The sequence below is a fragment of the Jeotgalibacillus terrae genome (assembly GCF_016908195.1).
Classification (GTDB): Bacteria; Bacillota; Bacilli; order Bacillales; family Jeotgalibacillaceae; genus Jeotgalibacillus; species Jeotgalibacillus terrae.
The window spans coordinates 13,923-32,359 of the sequence record NZ_JAFBDK010000022.1; the positions used below are offsets into that span (position 1 = coordinate 13,923).

An 18,437-nucleotide genomic window follows, 5' to 3' on the forward strand; every position below is an offset into this window, starting at 1 on the left:
TGCTTTTTTAATGGATATCATCACTTTTTAATATAGCTGCGTACTTCTCGTTCATAGAAGCAACATCACTGATTCTGTCTCCGTAGTTTTCAATCCACTGTTCAACGATTCTCTTTGACATTTCCTCACCCTGATATTCATAACCCGCTTTTGCATAGGTCGCTTCAAAGTCTTCCCGGAGAAGATCAATCAGCATGCCTGCTTTAGTTTCAGAGAGTGACGGATCCTTCATCCGCAGTTTATCAATTAGTTCCTGTCTGATTTCATTCATGATTGACCTCCTTTAGATTGCTCAAGCAGAGAGATCGGCAGGGCTTCCTGTGTTCTTTCGCCACCAAGTCTGTAACCCCAGGCGAATACGCCGTTCAGATAATCCACCTTAAAATAAGTGCCCGGATCATTCTTGATCGCATACACTTCACCTTTGTGAAAATCTTTCGGGTTTAAAAGGTATGCTTCAGCCATAATGGACTTCCGTTCTAAAACGGCAAATTCGTTTACAATGCCGAGCGCTTCCGCTTTACGCGCTTTTTCTTTCAGCTGGGCAATCTCCTGCTTCAGTTCGTATTCAGTCATCGTACTGTATCTTTTTTCTGTAGACATTTTTAACACCTCATGAGCATTATAATGGTTGCGCAGAGCAAAATCACGAATGGAAGTTGAATTATGTAAATGAAATTTTGTTTACCTGCCTATAAGTGACTTTTATTTACTTTTCTATTGTATACGAATGCGGTAATGACGTTTAGTATAATCGTTACTCCGGCAAGAATACCAGAAAGAACAACGACTGCTCTAGTCGTATCCATCAGCGACACCCAAGCCTCTATTCTGACTAGGTAATCGTTGTATAGAATCTGAAAAAGCAGTGCAATGACGCAGGAACTGATACTTGCAATTGAAAACAAAGGCCAGCTTTTATTATTCTTCTTATTGTGCTTTGCGAGCATCGCAATAGGTAAGATCCATGCAATCAACCCCAGCAAGAGGCTGCCAATATTTAACCACCCATACATACATCAGATCCCCTTTCTAATTCACATTTCCATTGATGATTTTTTTCAATTTGAAAAAGCCTGATACGTATTTCATTGAGTAAAGAGTCAGTGATAACCAGCCAATCCATATGAGCGATAAGATGAAAAGAATGCCTCTTGGAAAGAGGTCCAGATAAAATAAATTCAATGCCAGAACTGTCGAAATGATAACCGCTATAACTGATAGCGGAATCAACTGAATCAGCTTACGCTTTATGATTTTATTACACATCATCATTTTCGTTTCACGGTCACTGAATAGTTGATCTTCACTGTATTGCAAAGCCGGCTTTGAAAAATAGTACTTCCCTTCTTTTTCAGTAATGAATGACCATCCGAAGTCAGTGAATAATTGTATGTACTCGCTTTTTTGCTGTTCTTTTGGATTAAAATCGATCTGATAAATAACAGACTCCTGATCACATGCCTCAAAGAAGTATTTTTTCCCTCTGATCTCAGTGAGTTGCCATCCTGCGCTGTGTTGAGACGACAAAAATGCCTGCTCCTCCTCAAAATCGGAAAGATAAAATTTTTTTCTGATCTTTTTTACCATGTTGACATCCCCCTATGTCCTTGAATTTTTATATAATCTTTCGATACGCAGAATTTCAATATCTAATATTTCACGTCCCAGGTCAGTCATTTTGTAAAACTTCCGGTTGCTCTCTGTTTTAGTAAGAACAATTAAGCCGTCTTTCTCCATCTTAGATAAACTGGTATAGACCGTACCTGCCCCCAGATTGATTTCACCTTTTGTAAGGTCTTTGACAAACTGCATGATACTGTAACCATGCATTTCATTTTGTAAAGAAAACAGGATATAAAAGCTGGTTTCTGTCATTGGCATATAATATCTGCGTATTCTTTTATCCAATTCAACACCACCTTTTTATAGCGTACTGCGATATAATTGATTATAGCGAAGTGTGATATACTTAACAACATAAATATTCAGTCTTATTTATCGCAGAACACTGCTATTTTTTCTCAACACTGAAAAAAACGCCCCTTAACCTGATTTGAAAGGTTAGGAGCGTTTTACCGGTTTGAAATTTTTAAATGTAAACAAAGGAGAATTCAAATGACTAAAAAAATTGCTTTAATCACAGGCGCTGGATCCGGACTTGGAAAAGAACTCGCGCTGTTATTCGGACAGGATTATCATATCGTACTAGTTGGCAGAACAGCTGATAAGCTTGAAGATGTTGCAGCAGCAGTAGCTGAAAGTACCGTCCTGACTGCTGATGTGTCTGACCCTTCTTCTATCCGGGATCTTTATGAGCAGCTGAAAGAAAAGGATCTGCTGCCTGATCTGCTTGTCAATAATGCAGGCGTTGGTCACTTTGGGAAGGCGGAGAGCTTAAGCTATGATCAGTTGAATGAAATGATGCACATTAATGCAATCGGGCCAATGCTTTTAACAAATAAGCTGCTGCCGGATATGAAAAAGAAGCAAAGTGGTATTATATTAAATATCCTTTCTACTGCTGCACAAAAAGGGAAAGTCAATGAAACAGGATATGTTGCTTCAAAATATGCGTTCCGGGGTTATTCAGAAAGTCTTGCAAAAGAAGTGGCTGATGATGGAATTCGTGTAGTGAGAGCTTACATGGGCGGAATGAATACCCCATTTTGGGACCATAACCATTATATCTCCGATCCTCAGAGACTCCCTGCACCGAAAGAAATTGCTGAAAGAATTTACAAACAGATGGATCAGGATGAAATTCAGGCATCCTGACCTAACCCGGCTGATCCTGCTGATCAGGATCAGTCTTTTTTAATCTTCTTCCTTTAACTCTTCAATTGACCACTCAATTTCATCCATTGTAAAACCTTTACGATATAAAGCCTGCTTCATCTTCTGTTCATATTCAAACCCTTCAAACTTACGGGCATACTTGTTATGCGCTTTTTTCGCCTGGGATAAAACAGCCGTTTTCTGTTCATCTTCATCTCTTTCAACAGACAGGTCGGCAAGTACTGCAGATACAGTCTGACCGCTGTATCCTTTTCTCGCAAGGGTATCCTGCGCCTTCTTTTTAATCTGCAGTGGTGACAGCTTAGGATTCTTTTTAATTACCTTCTCCATAATGGCAAATGCACGTTCTTTCCATTCATCTGCATCTTTTTCACTTAGGAGTGCTTCAATAATTTCATTTGACACGCCTTTTTCACTCAGACCCAATTTGATCTGAAGCGGACCTTTATCTGTGGTATTGATTTTTGTATTCATAAAAGCCTTAGCGAAAGCTTCATCGTTTACATAACCGTAGCGTCTCAGCTTATGAAGCGCTTCTTCAATTGCAGCTTCTCCCATTTCATGCTCTTTTAGATGAAGAAAGATCTCATGTTCAGATCGCATTCTGTAACTTAAGTAAACAAGCGCTTTATTAAAGCCTTTTCTGACCTGATCCTCGTATTCAATTTCACCAATATCAAAATCATCAAGTTCTTTATTTTTCTGTAACTGATGCTGGACCAGCACAGCTTCATCCACACTAAATGCATACTTTCCATCAAGAAATATATTATAGCGCTCTTCATTGCGCTTTTGCTTTGTGATCTTTGTAATAACGGGCATGTGAGACACCTCCAATCAAACAATATCATACTTTTTTGAAAATGGCTTTGTGAATGTTCGAATATGAAAACACATTATTATTTCCCTCAGGACATGTTAAGAAGGGATTATGGGTATTGAAGTGGAAAAGAGTATTTAATCATAGTGCCGGAGGGGATGCAGATGAATATTTTACTAAGCGGCGGAACAGGTTTTGCCGGAAAATCAATCACAAAACTTCTGACTGATAAAGGACATGACGTCTTTATTCTGACAAGAAGTACAAATAAAGAATCCAGACCGAATGTCACTTATGTAAAGTGGCTGACTGATGGTGCAGCACCTGAAAAAGAACTGCCGAAGATAGATGCAGTGATCAACCTTGCAGGAGAATCCATCAACAACGGAAGATGGAATGATGAACAGAAAAAGAAAATCTACGACAGCCGGATGGAAGCAACGGATGAAATCCTTAGACTGATCCGTTCATTTGAAGACACGCCTTCAGTGCTCGTTAATGCCAGTGCCATCGGGATCTATCCGCCTTCTGAAACAAAGATTTATACGGAAAACGCACATGAAAGAGGCAGCGATTTTCTTGCTGAAACAGTGATCGACTGGGAGCATAAAGCTAAGCTTGCAGAAGATGAAGGCGTTCGGGTTGTATGCACACGTTTCGGTATTATTCTCGGTAAAGATGATGGTGCCCTGCCTAATATAGTCCTTCCGTACAAATTAATGGCCGGCGGTACAATCGGCTCAGGCAGACAGTGGCTCTCCTGGGTCCACCATGAAGATGTAGCAAGAGCAGTGTGGCACGCGATTGAAGACGAATCACTTGAAGGTCCTGTGAATGTGACAGCTCCTAATCCGATGAAGATGAAGGATTTCGGGAAAACAGTCGGTGCAGTACTCAACCGCCCGCACTGGATGCCGGTACCGGGGTTTGCGTTAAAACTCGCCCTCGGTGACAAGAGTTCGCTTGTTCTTGAAGGAAACAAAGTGCTTCCTAAAGTACTTGAGGAACACGGCTTTAGCTTTAAGTATCCGCTGCTGCATGATGCTTTGAAGGAGATATATGATAAATAAAAAAGAGGTTGAGACTCAGTCTCGACCTCTTTAATCGTTTCGCTGCGCTTCAGGCGGACGCGTTCCGGACGGAGGTTGCTGAGCCTCCTCACCTTCGGTTGCGGGGTCTCAGCTTCCCTCTAATCGTCCCGGAGTCGCCGCCTTCCACTCCGCTACACTAAGTTTATTTTAGAAAAATTTATAAGGAATTGATTTTATTTCTTTTAAAAAGTTTGATACAGACTATTACTCAGCGGACCTGTGGAGTGGAGGACGGAGACTCACCGCCCGGGGGCAGGAAAGCGCAGTCCTCCACGGAACAGGGACGCGTTCTGTAAAAATAAAAAAATTATATAGTACAACCATAGCAGCTCCTTGGAGTGCAGGGCGGAGACTCCTGCGGAAAAACGATCGTGCGAGACCCCGCAGGGCAGTGGTTTTCTGCCCGAGGAGGATCGGACGTTCGTCCGCGGAAAGCGAAGCCCTGCACTGAAAGGCGCTGCGATTTCCAGAGTTTTTTAACCCAGCAGCTTCTTAATCGTATCCAGACTCGTTTTATAAGGCGGGAACGCAAGCTTTACATCTACCTTCGTACTCTTCTTCATCATACTCTTCCGGTGCGTAAACGTATCAAAACTATGCTTACCATGGTACGCATTGACCCCAGAATGACCTACACCGCCAAATGGCAGGTACTCGTTTGACACATGGCTGATCGTATCATTCACACAGCCCCCGCCGAATGAAATACGGCCAAGCACCTGATTTTCAGTGTGGCTGTTTTCTGTGAACACATAAAGCGCCAGAGGCTTCGGATGTTCATTAATCATATTGATCGCATCGTCAAGCTTTGTATAAGTCAGCACAGGAAGAACCGGACCAAAGATCTCATCCTCCATCGCAGCAGCTGACCAGTCAGCCCCATCAAGAATGGTCGGCTCGATATACTTATCACTGCGGTCAGTTTTCCCGCCAAAAACAATCAGATCTTTGTCACGCTCGATAATATCCTGAAGCCGGTCAAAGTGCTTTTCATTAACGATACGGCCAAATTCATCGTTCTGCTGAATATCGTCCCCATAAAATTCATGGATCGTTTCTTTTAACTTTTCAACCAGCTCATTTTTCACTGACTCATGAACAACCAGGTAGTCAGGTGCGATACATGTCTGGCCTGAGTTGATCAGCTTACCCCACATAATTCTTCGTGCCGCTTTATCAAGGTCGGCTGTTTCGTCAACGATTGTCGGACTTTTTCCACCGAGCTCAAGTGTATGCGGCACCAGATTTTTAGATGCAGCTTCCATGACGATCTTACCGACAGGCACACTGCCAGTGAAGAACATATAATCAAAAGGTGCATTGATCAGAAGAGATGTCTCTTCCTTCTCACCTTCTACGACTTTAAGGTAGGCCGGATCGAAGTTATCTTCAATCATTTTACGTACAACCTTCGCTGTTTCAGGTGTGCTTTCAGAAGGCTTCAGCACTGCACAGTTCCCTGCAGCCATCGCGCCAAGAAGCGGTTCAATCAGTAATTGAAACGGATAGTTGAATGGCCCGATAATTAATACGCTGCCATATGGTTCTTTCATAATAAAGCTTTTTGAAGGCATCTGGAAAATCGGTGTTTTCACCTTTTCATCCTGGGACCATTCTTTTACGTTTTTAATCATGGTCTTAATACTTTTCAGTGTAAAACCGATTTCTGTAACATACCCTTCAAATTCATTTTTGCCAAGGTCTTTATTTAAAGCATCAAGAATGTCCTGTTCGTTCTCTTTAATCACCCGCTGCATCCGTTTTAACTGGCTGATGCGGAACTTTACATCTTTCGTGACACCGCTGTGAAAGAATGTCTTCTGTTGATCAATGATTTTCTGAACATCTTCTTTTGTCTGAATATCCACTATTGTTCCTCCTTTTCCAGCAGGAATCAGCTTCACTTCAATACAAGCTTTGTGACACTTTCAACCTGGCTTGTTTGAGGAAACATATCGACTGGCTGAATAGATTCAATTTTATACTGTCCTGACAGTCTCTTCAAATCTTTTGCCAGTGTCGATGGGTTACATGATGTATAGATGAAGGTTTTGGGCTTCAGTGAGAGAATTGTATCAAGTAGTTTTTCATCGCAGCCCGTTCTTGGCGGATCTACAACTACTACATCGGGCTTGAAGCCTTCCCTCTTCCATTTGAACATCCACTCTTCTGCAGTCCCAACCTGATAATCGTACTTTTTCACACCGTGATTCTGCGCGTTTTGACGTGCGTCAATAATCGATTCTTTCACGACGTCCATTCCGCGGACTTCTGATGCTCCATCAGACAGCCATAAACCGATCGTTCCAGATCCGCAGTATGCATCTACGATTTTCTCTTTCCCTGTAAGAGCCGCTGCCTTTTTCACTTCATCATACAGCTTTACCGTCTGAACAGGGTTAAGCTGGAAAAATGCACGTGCAGATAAATGGTACGTGTACTCTTCAAGCTTCTCTTCAATCGTCGGCTTTCCGGATAACTTCACTGTTTGCTTTCCGAAAATCATCGAAGTGGAAGTAGGATTAATATTTTGCATAATCGATTTTACTTCAGGCATTTTATTTTCAAGCTGGGTAATCAGCTTGTCTTTATTCGGCAGCTCCTCACCAGCTGTCACAAGAACGATCTGCACTTCACCTGTATGAATGCCTACGCGCGTCACAATTGTACGGACGCAGCCTTTTTTCGTGCGTTCGTTATAAATAGGGATATCAAGCTTCTCCAGCTGTTTTCTGACAACCTGAGTCGCTTTATTCGTTTCTTTACGCTGAACAATACATTCCTTGATATCAACCAGCTCATGGGAGTTCATACTATAAAGGCCTGCAATAACCTTCTTACCCTGTTTTGCTGTCTGGAACTGGCTTTTGTTTCTATAGCGCCATGGGTCTTCCATTCCGATTGTATCTTTTACTTCGATGCTGTCTGCAAGATCCTTCGCATGCCGTTCAAGCGCCTGGTGGATCAGATCTTTTTTGAACTTCAGCTGCTCACTGTATGTGACGTGCTGCAGCTGGCATCCGCCGCAGGCTTCATAAACAGGGCATGGAGGCTGGACACGCTCCGGTGATTCTTTGCGGATCGTTTTGATTTTAGCAGTTGCAAACTTCGGCTTAACATCTGTCACTTCTGCAACAATCTCTTCTCCAGGCAATGCCCCGTGCACAAATACAACCTGCTTCTTAAAATATCCGACGCCTTCACCATTAATGCCGAGACGCTTGATCGTCAGCGGAAATTCCTGCTTTACTTCTATATCAACCTGTTTCATCATGTCACTTCCCTGTTTCAATGCTCCGCCATAAATAAAGGGAGGCATAGCTTGCATACGGACGCCAGTCCTCAAGCCAAGTCTCCATTTCATCCAAAGCAGGCTTTTCATCTAATTGAAAATGCTTTTTGAGGGCATTTTGAATACCGATATCTGCCGGCAGAAAAATATCCATTCTGCCAAAACCAAATAATAGCACACTCTGAGCGGTCCAGGGGCCAATTCCCCTGATCTTTACTAATTCTTTGATGACTTCATCATTATCTTTCTCACTAAGTGCTGTGAGATCCAGTTCACCTGAAGATATTTTCACACCTATCCCGATTAAATACTCCGCCTTCCGCTGACTGAACTGCATTTCCCTCAGTTTTTCAACCGGAATCGCAGCGACATTTTCAGGATCCGGATAGAACCATACACCGTCTGTCTGTTCGCCAAATGTTTTCACAAAGCGCTCAGTAAGCGTCGCAGCAAAAGACATATTCAATTGCTGATGTATCACACTTTTCAAAAGACAGCTATAGGGAGAAGGTTCAAGCACAAGCGGTGTTCCCGCATGCTCTTCAAAAATAGTCTTTAACGTTGACTCCTTGAAATGTTCGTGGATGTCGTGCAGCCCCCGCTCAAGCTGGAGTACACGCTGAACAAATTGTACCGCCTCAGATTGATCAGCCTTTCCTTCGATTTTAAAAGAAGGTTCTGTTCTGCTGCCAGTGAATGTAATATGTACCGCCTGCTTTTTCTGATATTCAAACGGCAATGAGAGACGAAGTGCCTGCTGATCCATTACAACGAGCGGGTCAAGACTCATCCGGTCGAGGACACGTTCAAAGTCATATGGTCCCTGTACATTGATTTCATGCTGCCACATCAGATTCACGCCTTTTTCTATGATTATAACATGGAGACATTAAAAAAACGGGCAGCTGCCCGTTTCACGATTGTTTCTGTGTCAGATGATCAAGCGTTTCAAACTTGTACCCCTGCTTTTTCATATCCTGAATGACCCGCTGCAGCGCACCGGCATTATCCGAAGATACCGTATGCAAAAGAATCACAGCACCCGGGTGCAGCTGTTTCATGATTTCGTTATAGGCATAATCTGCTCCCTGAGGCTTTTCATGATACCAGTCCACAAATGCCAGTGACCAGAAAACATGTGTATACCCCTCATCGTTTGCAACTTTTAATGAGAGCTCATTAAACACCCCTTCAGGCGGCCTGACATATTTCATTTCTTTCTGTCCGGTCAGTTCTTCTGTCTTCTTTTTCACCTTCGCCCATTCTTCTCTCATCTGTGCTTCACTGAGCGTCGAAAAGTCAGGGTGTCCCCAGGAATGATTCCCAATAATATGACCTTCATCTGCCATTCTTTTTACCAGTGGTTCAGCACTTTCAAGGTAATGGCCAGTCAGGAAAAATGTCGCCGGCACTTTCTCTTCTTTCAGCACATCAAGGATCTTTTCCGTATAACCATTTTCAAACCCGTTATCAAAAGTGAAGTATACAATCTTCTCATCTGGAGACCCTTTATAATAAGCACCGTGCTTTTCCAGCAATTCATTATACACAGCGCCCGCGTCAGGCTGTTCCCCGTTAACAGATCGCTTGAATCCCCAGTGATGGGTTTGGGCATAGGCTGACAGTGAGTAACCGGTGAATAAAAACAGGACCACTGCAATTGAATAAATTTTTTTCATATGAACCTCCCTTCTATCATTAAATTGTGCAATTGGATTAATGGCATACATAGAAAAAGCACCCACTTTAAATGAGTGCTTAGGACATTATCTGAATACAGGCTCCTTAAAGCGTGACAGCTTTTCAAGAGATGACTGGTCAACGTCTTTATGCAGGCTGTTCCCATGTGAATCCATCGTTACAACAGCTGTGAATCCTTTAACACGCAGGTGCCACATTGCTTCCGGTACACCAAATTGCATCAGGTCAACACCTTCAACGCCCTGGATACAGTCTGCATAGTACTGTGCGGCTCCTCCGATTGCATTCAGGTAAACACCACCGTGTTCTTCAAGGGCTTTAAGTGTTTTAGGGCCCATACCGCCTTTACCGATAACAGCACGGATCCCGAATTTCTTCATGATATCCCCCTGATAAGGCTCTTCCCGGATCGATGTCGTAGGGCCGGCTGCTTTCACGTGCCAGTTTCCTTCTTCATCCTTCATCATAACAGGACCGCAGTGGTAAATGACCTGTCCATTCAGATCAACCGGTGAATCATGGTCACTCAAGTATTTGTGGATGGCATCGCGGCCTGTATACATCATGCCGTCAATCTGTACGACGTCTCCCACTTTCAATGTGCGGATCTGTTCTTCAGAGATCGGTGCAGTCAGTCTGACTACTTCCGGCTTTTCATCAGGTGTTTCAGCCTGATCATCAGCAAAAGAGATTTTATCTCCTTCCTGATAAAGCCATTCCTGGATCTCACCGCTCTCAGCGCCAACTGTGATGCCAAGACGTCTGAACGCCCAGCAGTTATAAGCAACTGACACAAAAAAGCTTGCAGGGATACGGTGCATGACACCAACCTTACAGCCAAGCAGTGTCGTTTCACCGCCAAAGCCCATTGTACCGATGCCAAGTTCATTGGCATGGTCCATCACATATTCTTCAAGCTTTCTCAGATCCTCATTCGGATTTACATCTTCAGAAGAACGGAACAGCTGTGCTTTTGCAAGGTCATATCCTGAAGAACGGTCTCCGCCGATCCCCACACCGATAAAACCGGCGCTGCAGCCCTGCCCCTGTGCCTGATAGACAGAGTGCATAATGCACTTACGGATGCCATCCAGGTCGCGCCCTGCACGGCCCAGACCGTCAAGCTCACACGGCAGGCTATACTGAATGTTTTTATTTTCACAGCCTCCCCCTTTTAAAATCAGGCGGATATCAATATCATCTTTTTCCCACTGCTCATATTTAATCACCGGTAAACCTTCACCAAGGTTGTCACCGCTGTTTTCCCCTGTAATCGAATCAACCGAATTCGGTCGCATTTTACCGTCTACAGTTGCACGCACCATCGCGCGCTTAATCGCTTTAGATATCTCCAGCTGATTCACACCGATCGGGGTCTTAATTTTAAAAGTTGGAAGCCCTGTATCCTGACAGATCGGGGAGACTTTCTCATCAGCCATCTGGATATTCTGCGTAATCGTCGCGAGACTCATCGCTGCACGTGTTCCTGCATTTTCCTGCGCCTTCGCTTTGCGAATCGCCCGTCGTACGTCCTTTGGCAGGTTTGTGGATGTTTCAACGATTAGTTCATATAAACTGTTTTCCAATGCTTCAATATTCATCTTTATGTATGCCCCTCTCCCAAAACTCAACGAATTTATTATAACCCGGTGCTTTATTGAAGGAAAGAGTGTTTGGAAACGTTTTCGAAAATGGCAGGATTGAATGAACTGATTTTGATGGGTTTGTTTGGGTCGCGGCAAATGATAGTCATATGATTATCTGCGGTGGTCGTGTGTTTGGTGGTTGTGGTCGCATTATGCACGGAATTGGTCGTATGCCAGGTCATTAAGGTCTTATGCTGTCCGGCAATGGTCTCAATCCTGTTTATTATGGTCGTATTAAGCATGGAATTAGTCGTGTTTCCATTGCCAATGATCGTATGCCCGTCCATGACAATAGTGTTTCCGCTGCAATAAAAAAACAGACCCCGGAAGGCCTGTTTTGTTATTCGTTATCGTCTTTTTTAAACTGCTGTACCTTTAATTCCAAATCATCAAGCATCTGAATCATGCGATCGATATCTTCAAGATCTGTACTTTCTGCATCTACGGATTCCAGCACTTCTAAAAACATTGATAAACGCTGCTTCAGGTAAAATACCTGTGAGTCATTATCGTGAATAGCATTACCCATGCCTCTCACTCCTTTCAAATCCGTCCTTATCGTAACGGATTCCGCTCATTTCTGCAACTTTCCCTGAATATTCATTGACTTATTAAGACGTTATTTCCATACTGACAAATGTACTTAAAAGGAGATAAAACAATGACCATAACGAAAAAGCCAATTACAACTTCCTATGATCCGTGGGAAGCTTATGAGGATATGAAGCAATTCGGACAGTTAACTTTATCAAATGTGGAATTTACCACCACCACGCTTTGCAATATGAGATGCGCGCATTGCGCCGTTGGTTACAGCCTTTCTAATCAAGATCCCGAAACGCTGGACATGAATTTGATCTTACAGCGCCTTGATGAGATCGAACACCTCAGAACACTCAGTATCACAGGTGGTGAGCCGATGCTGTCGAAGAAATCTGTAGAGAACACAGTCCTGCCTCTCATGAAATATGCTCATGAAAGAGGCGTACGCACACAGATGAATTCCAACCTGACGATTGACCTTAAGCGCTATGAGCCGATCATTCCCTACCTGGACGTATTACATATTTCACATAACTGGGGAACCGTTGATGAATTCATTCATACCGGCTTTGCGAGAATGGACCGTAAACCCTCTGAAGCACAGCGCGGAGCACTTTTCCAGAAAATGATCGATAACAGCCGTGCACTGAGTGAAGCAGGTATCATGGTTTCCGCTGAAACGATGCTGAATAAAAAAACACTCCCGCACATGGAGAGAATTCACCGGGAAGTGGTTCATGATATGAATTGTGCCAGACATGAAATACACCCGATGTACCCTAGCTCATTCGCAGAATCACTTGAAACACTCTCACTCGAAGAAACACGTGAAGCAATTAAACATTTACTTGATATCCGCGATCAAAACACGTGGATGCTCTTTGGCACGCTGCCATTTTACGCCTGCAGCACCTCTGAAAAAGATCGCGCACTGCTTCAGCGCCTTTACAGTGAAAAGAATGTGACTGTCAGAAATGATCCCGATGGCCGCTCCCGGTTAAATGTAAATGTATTTACAGGTGACGTGATCGTAACTGATTTTAACAATACGCCACCGCTCGGAAACATTAAGCAAGACACGCTGCCAGAGGTTTTTAATAAGTGGGTGACAACTGAGGATGCCAAAAGCGTCAATTGCCACTGCCATGCTGTCAGCTGCCTCGGCCCGAACCTTCTTGTGAAGGAGATGTACTACAGCGGAGCAGACTTTACGAAAAGAAGTGCTCTGCTGACAAAATAGGTTGAAACCAAAGTACCGGATTTATCGACAATCCGGTACTTTTTAATTATTTATCTATTTTGAATATTTACACTATTTAAAATTCATGCTATACTACATTTACAATTTACAAAGGGGGGCTGCTTCAGATCATTCTGAGAAAACCTTTCGTAAAGGAGAGTGATGAGAAGCGCTTGTGAAATAAAAAGTGCGTTTATATGGAAAGAAGTATAAAGATTCGAATACCATAAAACCCGGTTTACTCTTTTAATTAAGAATAAACCGGGTTTTATTATGCTTTGATCTCAAAACTCTCTGTAATATTAATGCTATCTTTAACTGACTGCACCATTGAACAGTTTCTGCGTGTGACTTCAAGCGCCTTCTTAACTTTCTCTTCTTTCAGATCTCCTGTAATCGTAAAGTGCATATGAATTTTTTCCACGCGGTTTGCTTCTTTTTCATTACGCTCCACTTCTGTTGACACTTTAATATCAGAGAATTCCATACGCATTCTTTCAAGTACTTTACGAAGAACGCCTCCGCTGCATACTGCTACCGATGAGACAAGCAGCTGGTAAGGGCGGAATCCGTGTTCTTCGTTTCCTGAAATATGAAGTTCCCCGTATTCAAGGTTTGTTGTAAACCCGCCTTCTTTCATGTTAAATTCCATTGCAATCTCCTTCTTTCTGTTGAGTGAATATAGTAAGATTATAGCGTTGTCTATTTTAGATCTCGATTATTTTGCTTGTAAATGATTGCGGCATCAAGGCATAGCGCTGGTACAACATTCAACTTTAATGAAACGATTTAAAATTTGGCTATCTTTAAGCCCAGTATTGTTTTAGCACAGCTGGGGATTGGAGCGGAAGGGGGACGACTCCAGCAGGAGCAGCGTGACAGGTGAGACCCCACAAGCGCCTCGCGCTGAGGAGGGCCGATTGAACCGGAGCCAAAAGATGGCTCATGCGGGAAGCGTTCCCCCTGCAGCGGAAATCAACAGCCACCTTTAACAGAGCTAAAAATTTATTAGACTATTATACATGTCAGGAGTTTTAATATGGGTGTTTCACCGAGAGTTCGATTTTGGATTTTGGTTGGTATTGTTGCAATCTCAGGGTTTTCCCAGGGAATGCTGCTTCCTTTAATTGCGATTATTTTTGAACAGCAGGGTGTGTCTTCTGCGATGAACGGGTTGCATGCAACGGGGATATACATAGGAATTTTAATTGCTTCACCATTAATGGAAGCGCCACTCAGGCGTTTTGGATATAAGCCCATGATTATTGCCGGGGGACTTGTGGTTGGACTATCCCTTCTCGCTTTCCCCCTCTGGCAGTCATTTTGGTTCTGGTTTGTACTGAGACTGCTCATTGGAATTGGAGATAATATGCTGCATTTTTCCACTCAGACTTGGATCACTTCATTTTCTGAAGCTGACAGACGGGGGAGAAATATTGCTGTGTATGGTTTGTTTTTCTCATTGGGGTTTGCGATTGGACCGGCTATGAGTAAGCTCATTGAAATCAGTCCGACACTCCCTTTTATCGTTTCCGGGATCATGACCTTTCTGACCTGGGGATTTGTATTCCTGCTCAGAAATGACTTTCCTGATCACGGCGGCTCTGAATCCACCTCATTTTTTGGCACGATGAAACGGTTCAGTCAGGTATGGAAATATGCATGGGTCGCTTTTTTACCTCCACTCAGCTATGGGTTTCTTGAAGCTTCTCTGCATGGGAACTTTCCGATCTACGCCCTCAGGAGTGGGATTGAAGCAGGTGCGATTGCTTATATACTTCCCGCTTTTTCAATAGGTGCGATTGTGTTTCAGCTGCCGCTCGGAATGCTGAGTGATAAATTCGGACGGCATCGTATTTTAATGAGTGTGTTGTTTGCCGGTGCATTTTTCTTTGTTTTGGCAGGTCTTGCAGGGTCTTCCCCATTGTGGCTGACTGCCGCCTTTTTTACAGCAGGTATGGCAACCGGTTCGACTTTTTCCCTTGGCATCAGCTATATGACTGATCTGCTGCCGAAAAACCTGCTGCCAGCCGGAAATATTATGTGCGGTGTTGCTTTCAGTCTCGGCAGTATAGGCGGGCCTGCAATCGGAGGGTTAATTATTGAATTTTTCACTGAAGGGTTCTTTTACTTCATCTCCGCCCTGCTTGTCACAATTGGACTTTGTCTTGTAGCATTCTCACTGCGAAAGAAATACGTAACTGCTTAATATATACATTTCTATCTAGTAAAGTGGTATAATTAAAGTACGATTAAGCCCTCAAACCAATTTCATATAAACTGCTTTCCATGCTGCTGTCCTGTGACAGCAGCATTCGCTGTTTTTTAAGGCTATTGATTTCGATTCTCTTTCTCAATACCGACTTGAAAGGGCGTGGCAAAATTGGTTAAATCTCAGACTTTACATCTTCCTTCTGTATTAAAAACCGGCCGCCTGACTTTTTTAAGAACGCATATTGAATTAATCATGGCTGCACTGAGCGGTGTGCTGATTATCATTGCCTGGTTCCTCATGCACGAAGGCTATACGACAGCATCAGCAGGTATGTATATCACAGCATATCTCACAGGTGGTTATTTCAAGGCAGTAGAAGGTATATCTAACACCATTAAAAAAAGAGATTTAAATGTTGAACTGTTAATGATTTTTGCGGCACTCGGAGCAGCCTGGATCGGTTACTGGACTGAAGGGGCGATCCTGATTTTTATTTTCGCATTAAGCGGTGCACTTGAGACATACACTATGAATAAAAGTAAAAATGAAATTTCTTCCCTTCTTGATCTTCAGCCCGAAGAAGCATGGAAGCTCGTTGATGGCCATGAAGTAAAGGTGAGTGCTTCCTCTTTAATGCCAGGCGATATCATCATTATAAAGCCTGGTGAAAGGATTCCGGCTGATGGCTTCATCATGAAAGGGCAGACATCTGTAGATGAAGCTGCTTTTACCGGAGAATCGATGCCTGTTGTGAAATCAAAAGCTTCCGAAATCTTCGCCGGTACGGTCAATTTAACAGGAGCTGTGCAGGCTGAGGTAACAAAAAAGAATCATGAGACGATGTTTCAAAAGATCATTGAGCTGGTTCAATCTGCACAGAGCGAGAAGTCTCCTTCCCAGTTATTTATAGAAAAGTTCGAAGGAAGATATGTAAAAGCAGTACTTGGTTTTACAGTAGTGATGATGTTTCTTCCACACTACATTTTCGGCTGGAGCTGGGAAGAAACTTTTTATAGAGCCATGGTACTTCTCGTCGTAGCATCACCGTGCGCGCTGGTTGCTTCAATTATGCCCGCATCACTCAGTGCCATTTCTAACGGTGCAAAAAAAGGGATCCTGTTCAAAGGCGGCGTGCACCTTGAAAACCTGAATCAGATTAAAGCAATTGCCTTTGATAAAACCGGCACTTTAACAGAAGGTAAGCCGAAAGTGACAAACTGGTTCATTCGTCAGGACCTGGAGCATTCAGCGGTCTTACAGACGACCGCAGCAATCGAACAGCAATCTAACCACCCTCTTGCTCAGGCTGTCGTCGCATTTGCAAAAGAAAAGAATATATCTGATTCAATAAAGATGGATCGTGTAGAGGATGTAACGGGGTTTGGTCTAAAAGCTGCACTGGACGATGAAGTGTGGAGGATCGGGAAGCCTGACTGGTTTGATAGTAACATGATTCCACACGACATGCTTGAGCAGATTGAACAACTTTCTAAAGAAGGTAAAACAATTGTCCTGATCGAGAAAAATAATGAAATAATCGGTCTGATTGCGCTGAAGGATGAGGTAAGACAGGAAACCATTGACGCTGTGAAGTATCTGAAATCTGCCGGTATTTTTACTGTGATGCTGACCGGTGACAGCATAGGCACAGCTGCTGTTATTCAAAAAGAAACAGGTGTCGATACTTTTAAAGCAGAATGCCTTCCGGGAGTAAAAGTAAATGAAATGAAGAAGCTGAAAGAAAAATACGGTTCTGTCGCAATGGTTGGAGACGGAATTAACGATGCGCCTGCACTTGCCACAGCTACAGTCGGTGTAGCGATGGGGGCAGGGTCTGATATTGCACTTGAAACAGCAGATATAGTCCTCGTAAAAAACGACCTGAAAAAAATTGCTGAAGCGATCCGGCTTTCAAAAAAAATGAACCGGATTGTAAAGCAGAATATTGTGTTCAGTATTGCAGTAATAGCACTTTTAATCACTTCAAACTTCTTTCAGGCACTTGACCTTCCACTAGGAGTCATCGGTCATGAAGGCAGTACAGTTCTTGTGATTTTAAACGGCTTGCGGCTTCTCAGAGCAACATAAAAAGGGTGAGATGATCTCACCCTTTTTATGTTATGTTTCTTTCGGAACAAATGGCTTATGACGCCGTTTAGCAGCCATTGTCGCATTTACCTGTGCACCCATAAGAATAATGATACCCGACAGATACAGCCAGATCATCAGTACGATGATACCACCGATACTTCCGTAAGATGCTGAATAATTTCCAAAACTGCTGACGTAAAATGAGAAAAGTGAAGAAGTCAGCAACCATCCAATTGCAGCAAATAAAGCACCTGGAATGACCGAGATAAAACGGATTTTTACATTTGGAACAAACGCGTATAAGCCAACAAATGCAACAAATAATACAAATGGTGTAATCGCAAATCGCAGGATCGTCCAAATTGTCATAAATTGATTCCCAAGACCAAACCAGGAGAAGATTAATTCTCCAATCTGTTCACCGAAAATAGGAAGTAACAATGCAACCACAAAGATGAATACCATTACGATGGTCCAGACGACCGCCATCCCGCGCGCTATATAAAAAGCTCTTGTCTCTTCTACTTCATAAGCACGGTTAAAGGCTTTCATAATCGCATTCATTCCGTTCGAGGCTGACCAGAGCGTTCCTAAGATACCTACAGAAAGAAGTCCGGCACTCTCACCGGTTGCTACCTCCGAAATCGTAGACTCAATCAGTGCCATAGCATCTCCCGGCGCAAACTCCCTGAACATATCCAGTAATTCAGCCTGTGTAATATCCAGGTATGGCAGTAATGCCAGAGCGAATATAAGTAATGGAAATAATGACAGCAAAAAGTAGTAGGCAAGCTGCGCACCAAGTCCGGGTGTATCTGTTTCCGTAAATCGTCTAAGAACAGCTTTCACAAATCCCGTGAACGTTTCATAGTGTCCTTCCCGTCCACCTTTATGTACCGCCTCTGACATATCTTCTAAATGTCTGTTTTTCTTTCCTTCCTTCCATTCACCTTCCTGCTGGCGATCCGGAGCGGGATTGTCTTTTTGTGAAGTCATTCC

At 43.2% G+C, this 18,437-nt stretch carries 19 protein-coding genes; 5 read left to right on the forward strand and 14 right to left on the reverse strand.

Annotated elements, in window-relative coordinates; all coding sequences use genetic code 11:
• Positions 1 to 7: 7 nt before the first annotated feature.
• The 5 genes from JOD21_RS16610 to JOD21_RS16630 form a co-directional block, all read right to left on the reverse strand.
• On the reverse strand, positions 8 to 271 hold the full coding sequence (locus JOD21_RS16610) for a YfhJ family protein (RefSeq protein ID WP_041122026.1): 264 nt from the start codon (positions 269 to 271) through the stop codon (positions 8 to 10).
• On the reverse strand, positions 268 to 603 hold the full coding sequence (locus tag JOD21_RS16615; RefSeq protein ID WP_204730684.1) for a YfhH family protein: 336 nt from the start codon (positions 601 to 603) through the stop codon (positions 268 to 270). Before JOD21_RS16615 ends, JOD21_RS16610 begins: the two co-directional genes overlap by 4 nt.
• A gap of 89 nt (positions 604 to 692) precedes the next feature.
• Positions 693 to 1,016: a hypothetical protein gene (locus JOD21_RS16620; RefSeq protein WP_204730685.1), complete on the reverse strand. Its 324-nt coding sequence runs from the start codon at positions 1,014 to 1,016 to the stop codon at positions 693 to 695.
• A 16-nt stretch (positions 1,017 to 1,032) separates the two neighbouring features.
• A complete protein-coding gene (locus tag JOD21_RS16625; RefSeq protein ID WP_204730686.1) occupies positions 1,033 to 1,590 on the reverse strand; it encodes a DUF2812 domain-containing protein in 558 nt (185 codons plus the stop codon).
• A 12-nt stretch (positions 1,591 to 1,602) separates the two neighbouring features.
• Positions 1,603 to 1,911 carry a PadR family transcriptional regulator gene (locus JOD21_RS16630; protein ID WP_204730687.1) on the reverse strand — a complete coding sequence of 103 codons (309 nt, stop codon included), beginning with the start codon at positions 1,909 to 1,911 and terminating at the stop codon, positions 1,603 to 1,605.
• Between the two features lie 207 nt (positions 1,912 to 2,118).
• Here JOD21_RS16630 and JOD21_RS16635 point away from each other — a divergent pair, with 207 nt between their 5' ends.
• The gene (locus JOD21_RS16635) at positions 2,119 to 2,778 is read left to right on the forward strand and encodes an SDR family NAD(P)-dependent oxidoreductase (RefSeq protein ID WP_204730688.1); all 660 of its coding nucleotides are present in this window, start codon (positions 2,119 to 2,121) and stop codon (positions 2,776 to 2,778) included.
• 39 nt (positions 2,779 to 2,817) lie between these two features.
• Here JOD21_RS16635 and recX read toward each other — a convergent pair whose 3' ends face one another.
• Positions 2,818 to 3,621: a recombination regulator RecX gene (gene recX, locus JOD21_RS16640; RefSeq protein ID WP_204730689.1), complete on the reverse strand. Its 804-nt coding sequence runs from the start codon at positions 3,619 to 3,621 to the stop codon at positions 2,818 to 2,820.
• Positions 3,622 to 3,783: 162 nt separating this feature from the next.
• On the opposite strand from recX, the gene JOD21_RS16645 reads away from it, so the two are divergent.
• Complete coding sequence (locus JOD21_RS16645; protein WP_204730690.1) at positions 3,784 to 4,689, forward strand: TIGR01777 family oxidoreductase; 906 nt, start codon at positions 3,784 to 3,786, stop codon at positions 4,687 to 4,689.
• 497 nt (positions 4,690 to 5,186) lie between these two features.
• Here JOD21_RS16645 and JOD21_RS16650 read toward each other — a convergent pair whose 3' ends face one another.
• From JOD21_RS16650 to JOD21_RS16675, 6 genes are all read right to left on the reverse strand, one after another.
• The gene (locus JOD21_RS16650; RefSeq protein ID WP_204730691.1) at positions 5,187 to 6,578 is read right to left on the reverse strand and encodes an aldehyde dehydrogenase family protein; all 1,392 of its coding nucleotides are present in this window, start codon (positions 6,576 to 6,578) and stop codon (positions 5,187 to 5,189) included.
• Positions 6,579 to 6,610: 32 nt separating this feature from the next.
• Positions 6,611 to 7,984, reverse strand: coding sequence for a 23S rRNA (uracil(1939)-C(5))-methyltransferase RlmD (gene rlmD, locus JOD21_RS16655; RefSeq protein ID WP_380269313.1), 1,374 nt, complete (start codon positions 7,982 to 7,984; stop codon positions 6,611 to 6,613).
• Position 7,985: 1 nt separating this feature from the next.
• A complete protein-coding gene (locus tag JOD21_RS16660) occupies positions 7,986 to 8,852 on the reverse strand; it encodes a DNA-3-methyladenine glycosylase family protein (RefSeq protein ID WP_204730693.1) in 867 nt (288 codons plus the stop codon).
• 64 nt (positions 8,853 to 8,916) lie between these two features.
• Positions 8,917 to 9,681 (reverse strand): delta-lactam-biosynthetic de-N-acetylase, encoded by a 765-nt coding sequence (gene pdaA / locus JOD21_RS16665; protein ID WP_204730694.1) that lies wholly within the window; start codon positions 9,679 to 9,681, stop codon positions 8,917 to 8,919.
• An 87-nt stretch (positions 9,682 to 9,768) separates the two neighbouring features.
• Positions 9,769 to 11,304: a fumarate hydratase gene (locus JOD21_RS16670; RefSeq protein WP_239581661.1), complete on the reverse strand. Its 1,536-nt coding sequence runs from the start codon at positions 11,302 to 11,304 to the stop codon at positions 9,769 to 9,771.
• Between the two features lie 385 nt (positions 11,305 to 11,689).
• The gene (locus JOD21_RS16675; RefSeq protein ID WP_204730695.1) at positions 11,690 to 11,878 is read right to left on the reverse strand and encodes an SE1561 family protein; all 189 of its coding nucleotides are present in this window, start codon (positions 11,876 to 11,878) and stop codon (positions 11,690 to 11,692) included.
• A gap of 132 nt (positions 11,879 to 12,010) precedes the next feature.
• On the opposite strand from JOD21_RS16675, the gene yfkAB reads away from it, so the two are divergent.
• Positions 12,011 to 13,132, forward strand: coding sequence for a radical SAM/CxCxxxxC motif protein YfkAB (gene yfkAB, locus JOD21_RS16680; protein WP_204730696.1), 1,122 nt, complete (start codon positions 12,011 to 12,013; stop codon positions 13,130 to 13,132).
• 271 nt (positions 13,133 to 13,403) lie between these two features.
• Here the strand turns inward: yfkAB and JOD21_RS16685 are convergent, their stop codons facing one another.
• Positions 13,404 to 13,784 carry an OsmC family protein gene (locus tag JOD21_RS16685; RefSeq protein ID WP_204730697.1) on the reverse strand — a complete coding sequence of 127 codons (381 nt, stop codon included), beginning with the start codon at positions 13,782 to 13,784 and terminating at the stop codon, positions 13,404 to 13,406.
• A 387-nt stretch (positions 13,785 to 14,171) separates the two neighbouring features.
• Between JOD21_RS16685 and JOD21_RS16690 the strand changes: the two genes are divergently transcribed.
• Both JOD21_RS16690 and JOD21_RS16695 read left to right on the forward strand, forming a co-directional pair.
• Positions 14,172 to 15,341, forward strand: coding sequence for an MFS transporter (locus tag JOD21_RS16690; protein ID WP_204730698.1), 1,170 nt, complete (start codon positions 14,172 to 14,174; stop codon positions 15,339 to 15,341).
• A 165-nt stretch (positions 15,342 to 15,506) separates the two neighbouring features.
• Entirely contained in the window at positions 15,507 to 17,435 is a 1,929-nt protein-coding gene (locus tag JOD21_RS16695; protein WP_380269309.1) for a heavy metal translocating P-type ATPase, read from the forward strand.
• Positions 17,436 to 17,465: 30 nt separating this feature from the next.
• Here JOD21_RS16695 and JOD21_RS16700 read toward each other — a convergent pair whose 3' ends face one another.
• The gene (locus JOD21_RS16700; RefSeq protein ID WP_239581663.1) at positions 17,466 to 18,434 is read right to left on the reverse strand and encodes a YihY/virulence factor BrkB family protein; all 969 of its coding nucleotides are present in this window, start codon (positions 18,432 to 18,434) and stop codon (positions 17,466 to 17,468) included.
• Positions 18,435 to 18,437: the final 3 nt, after the last annotated feature.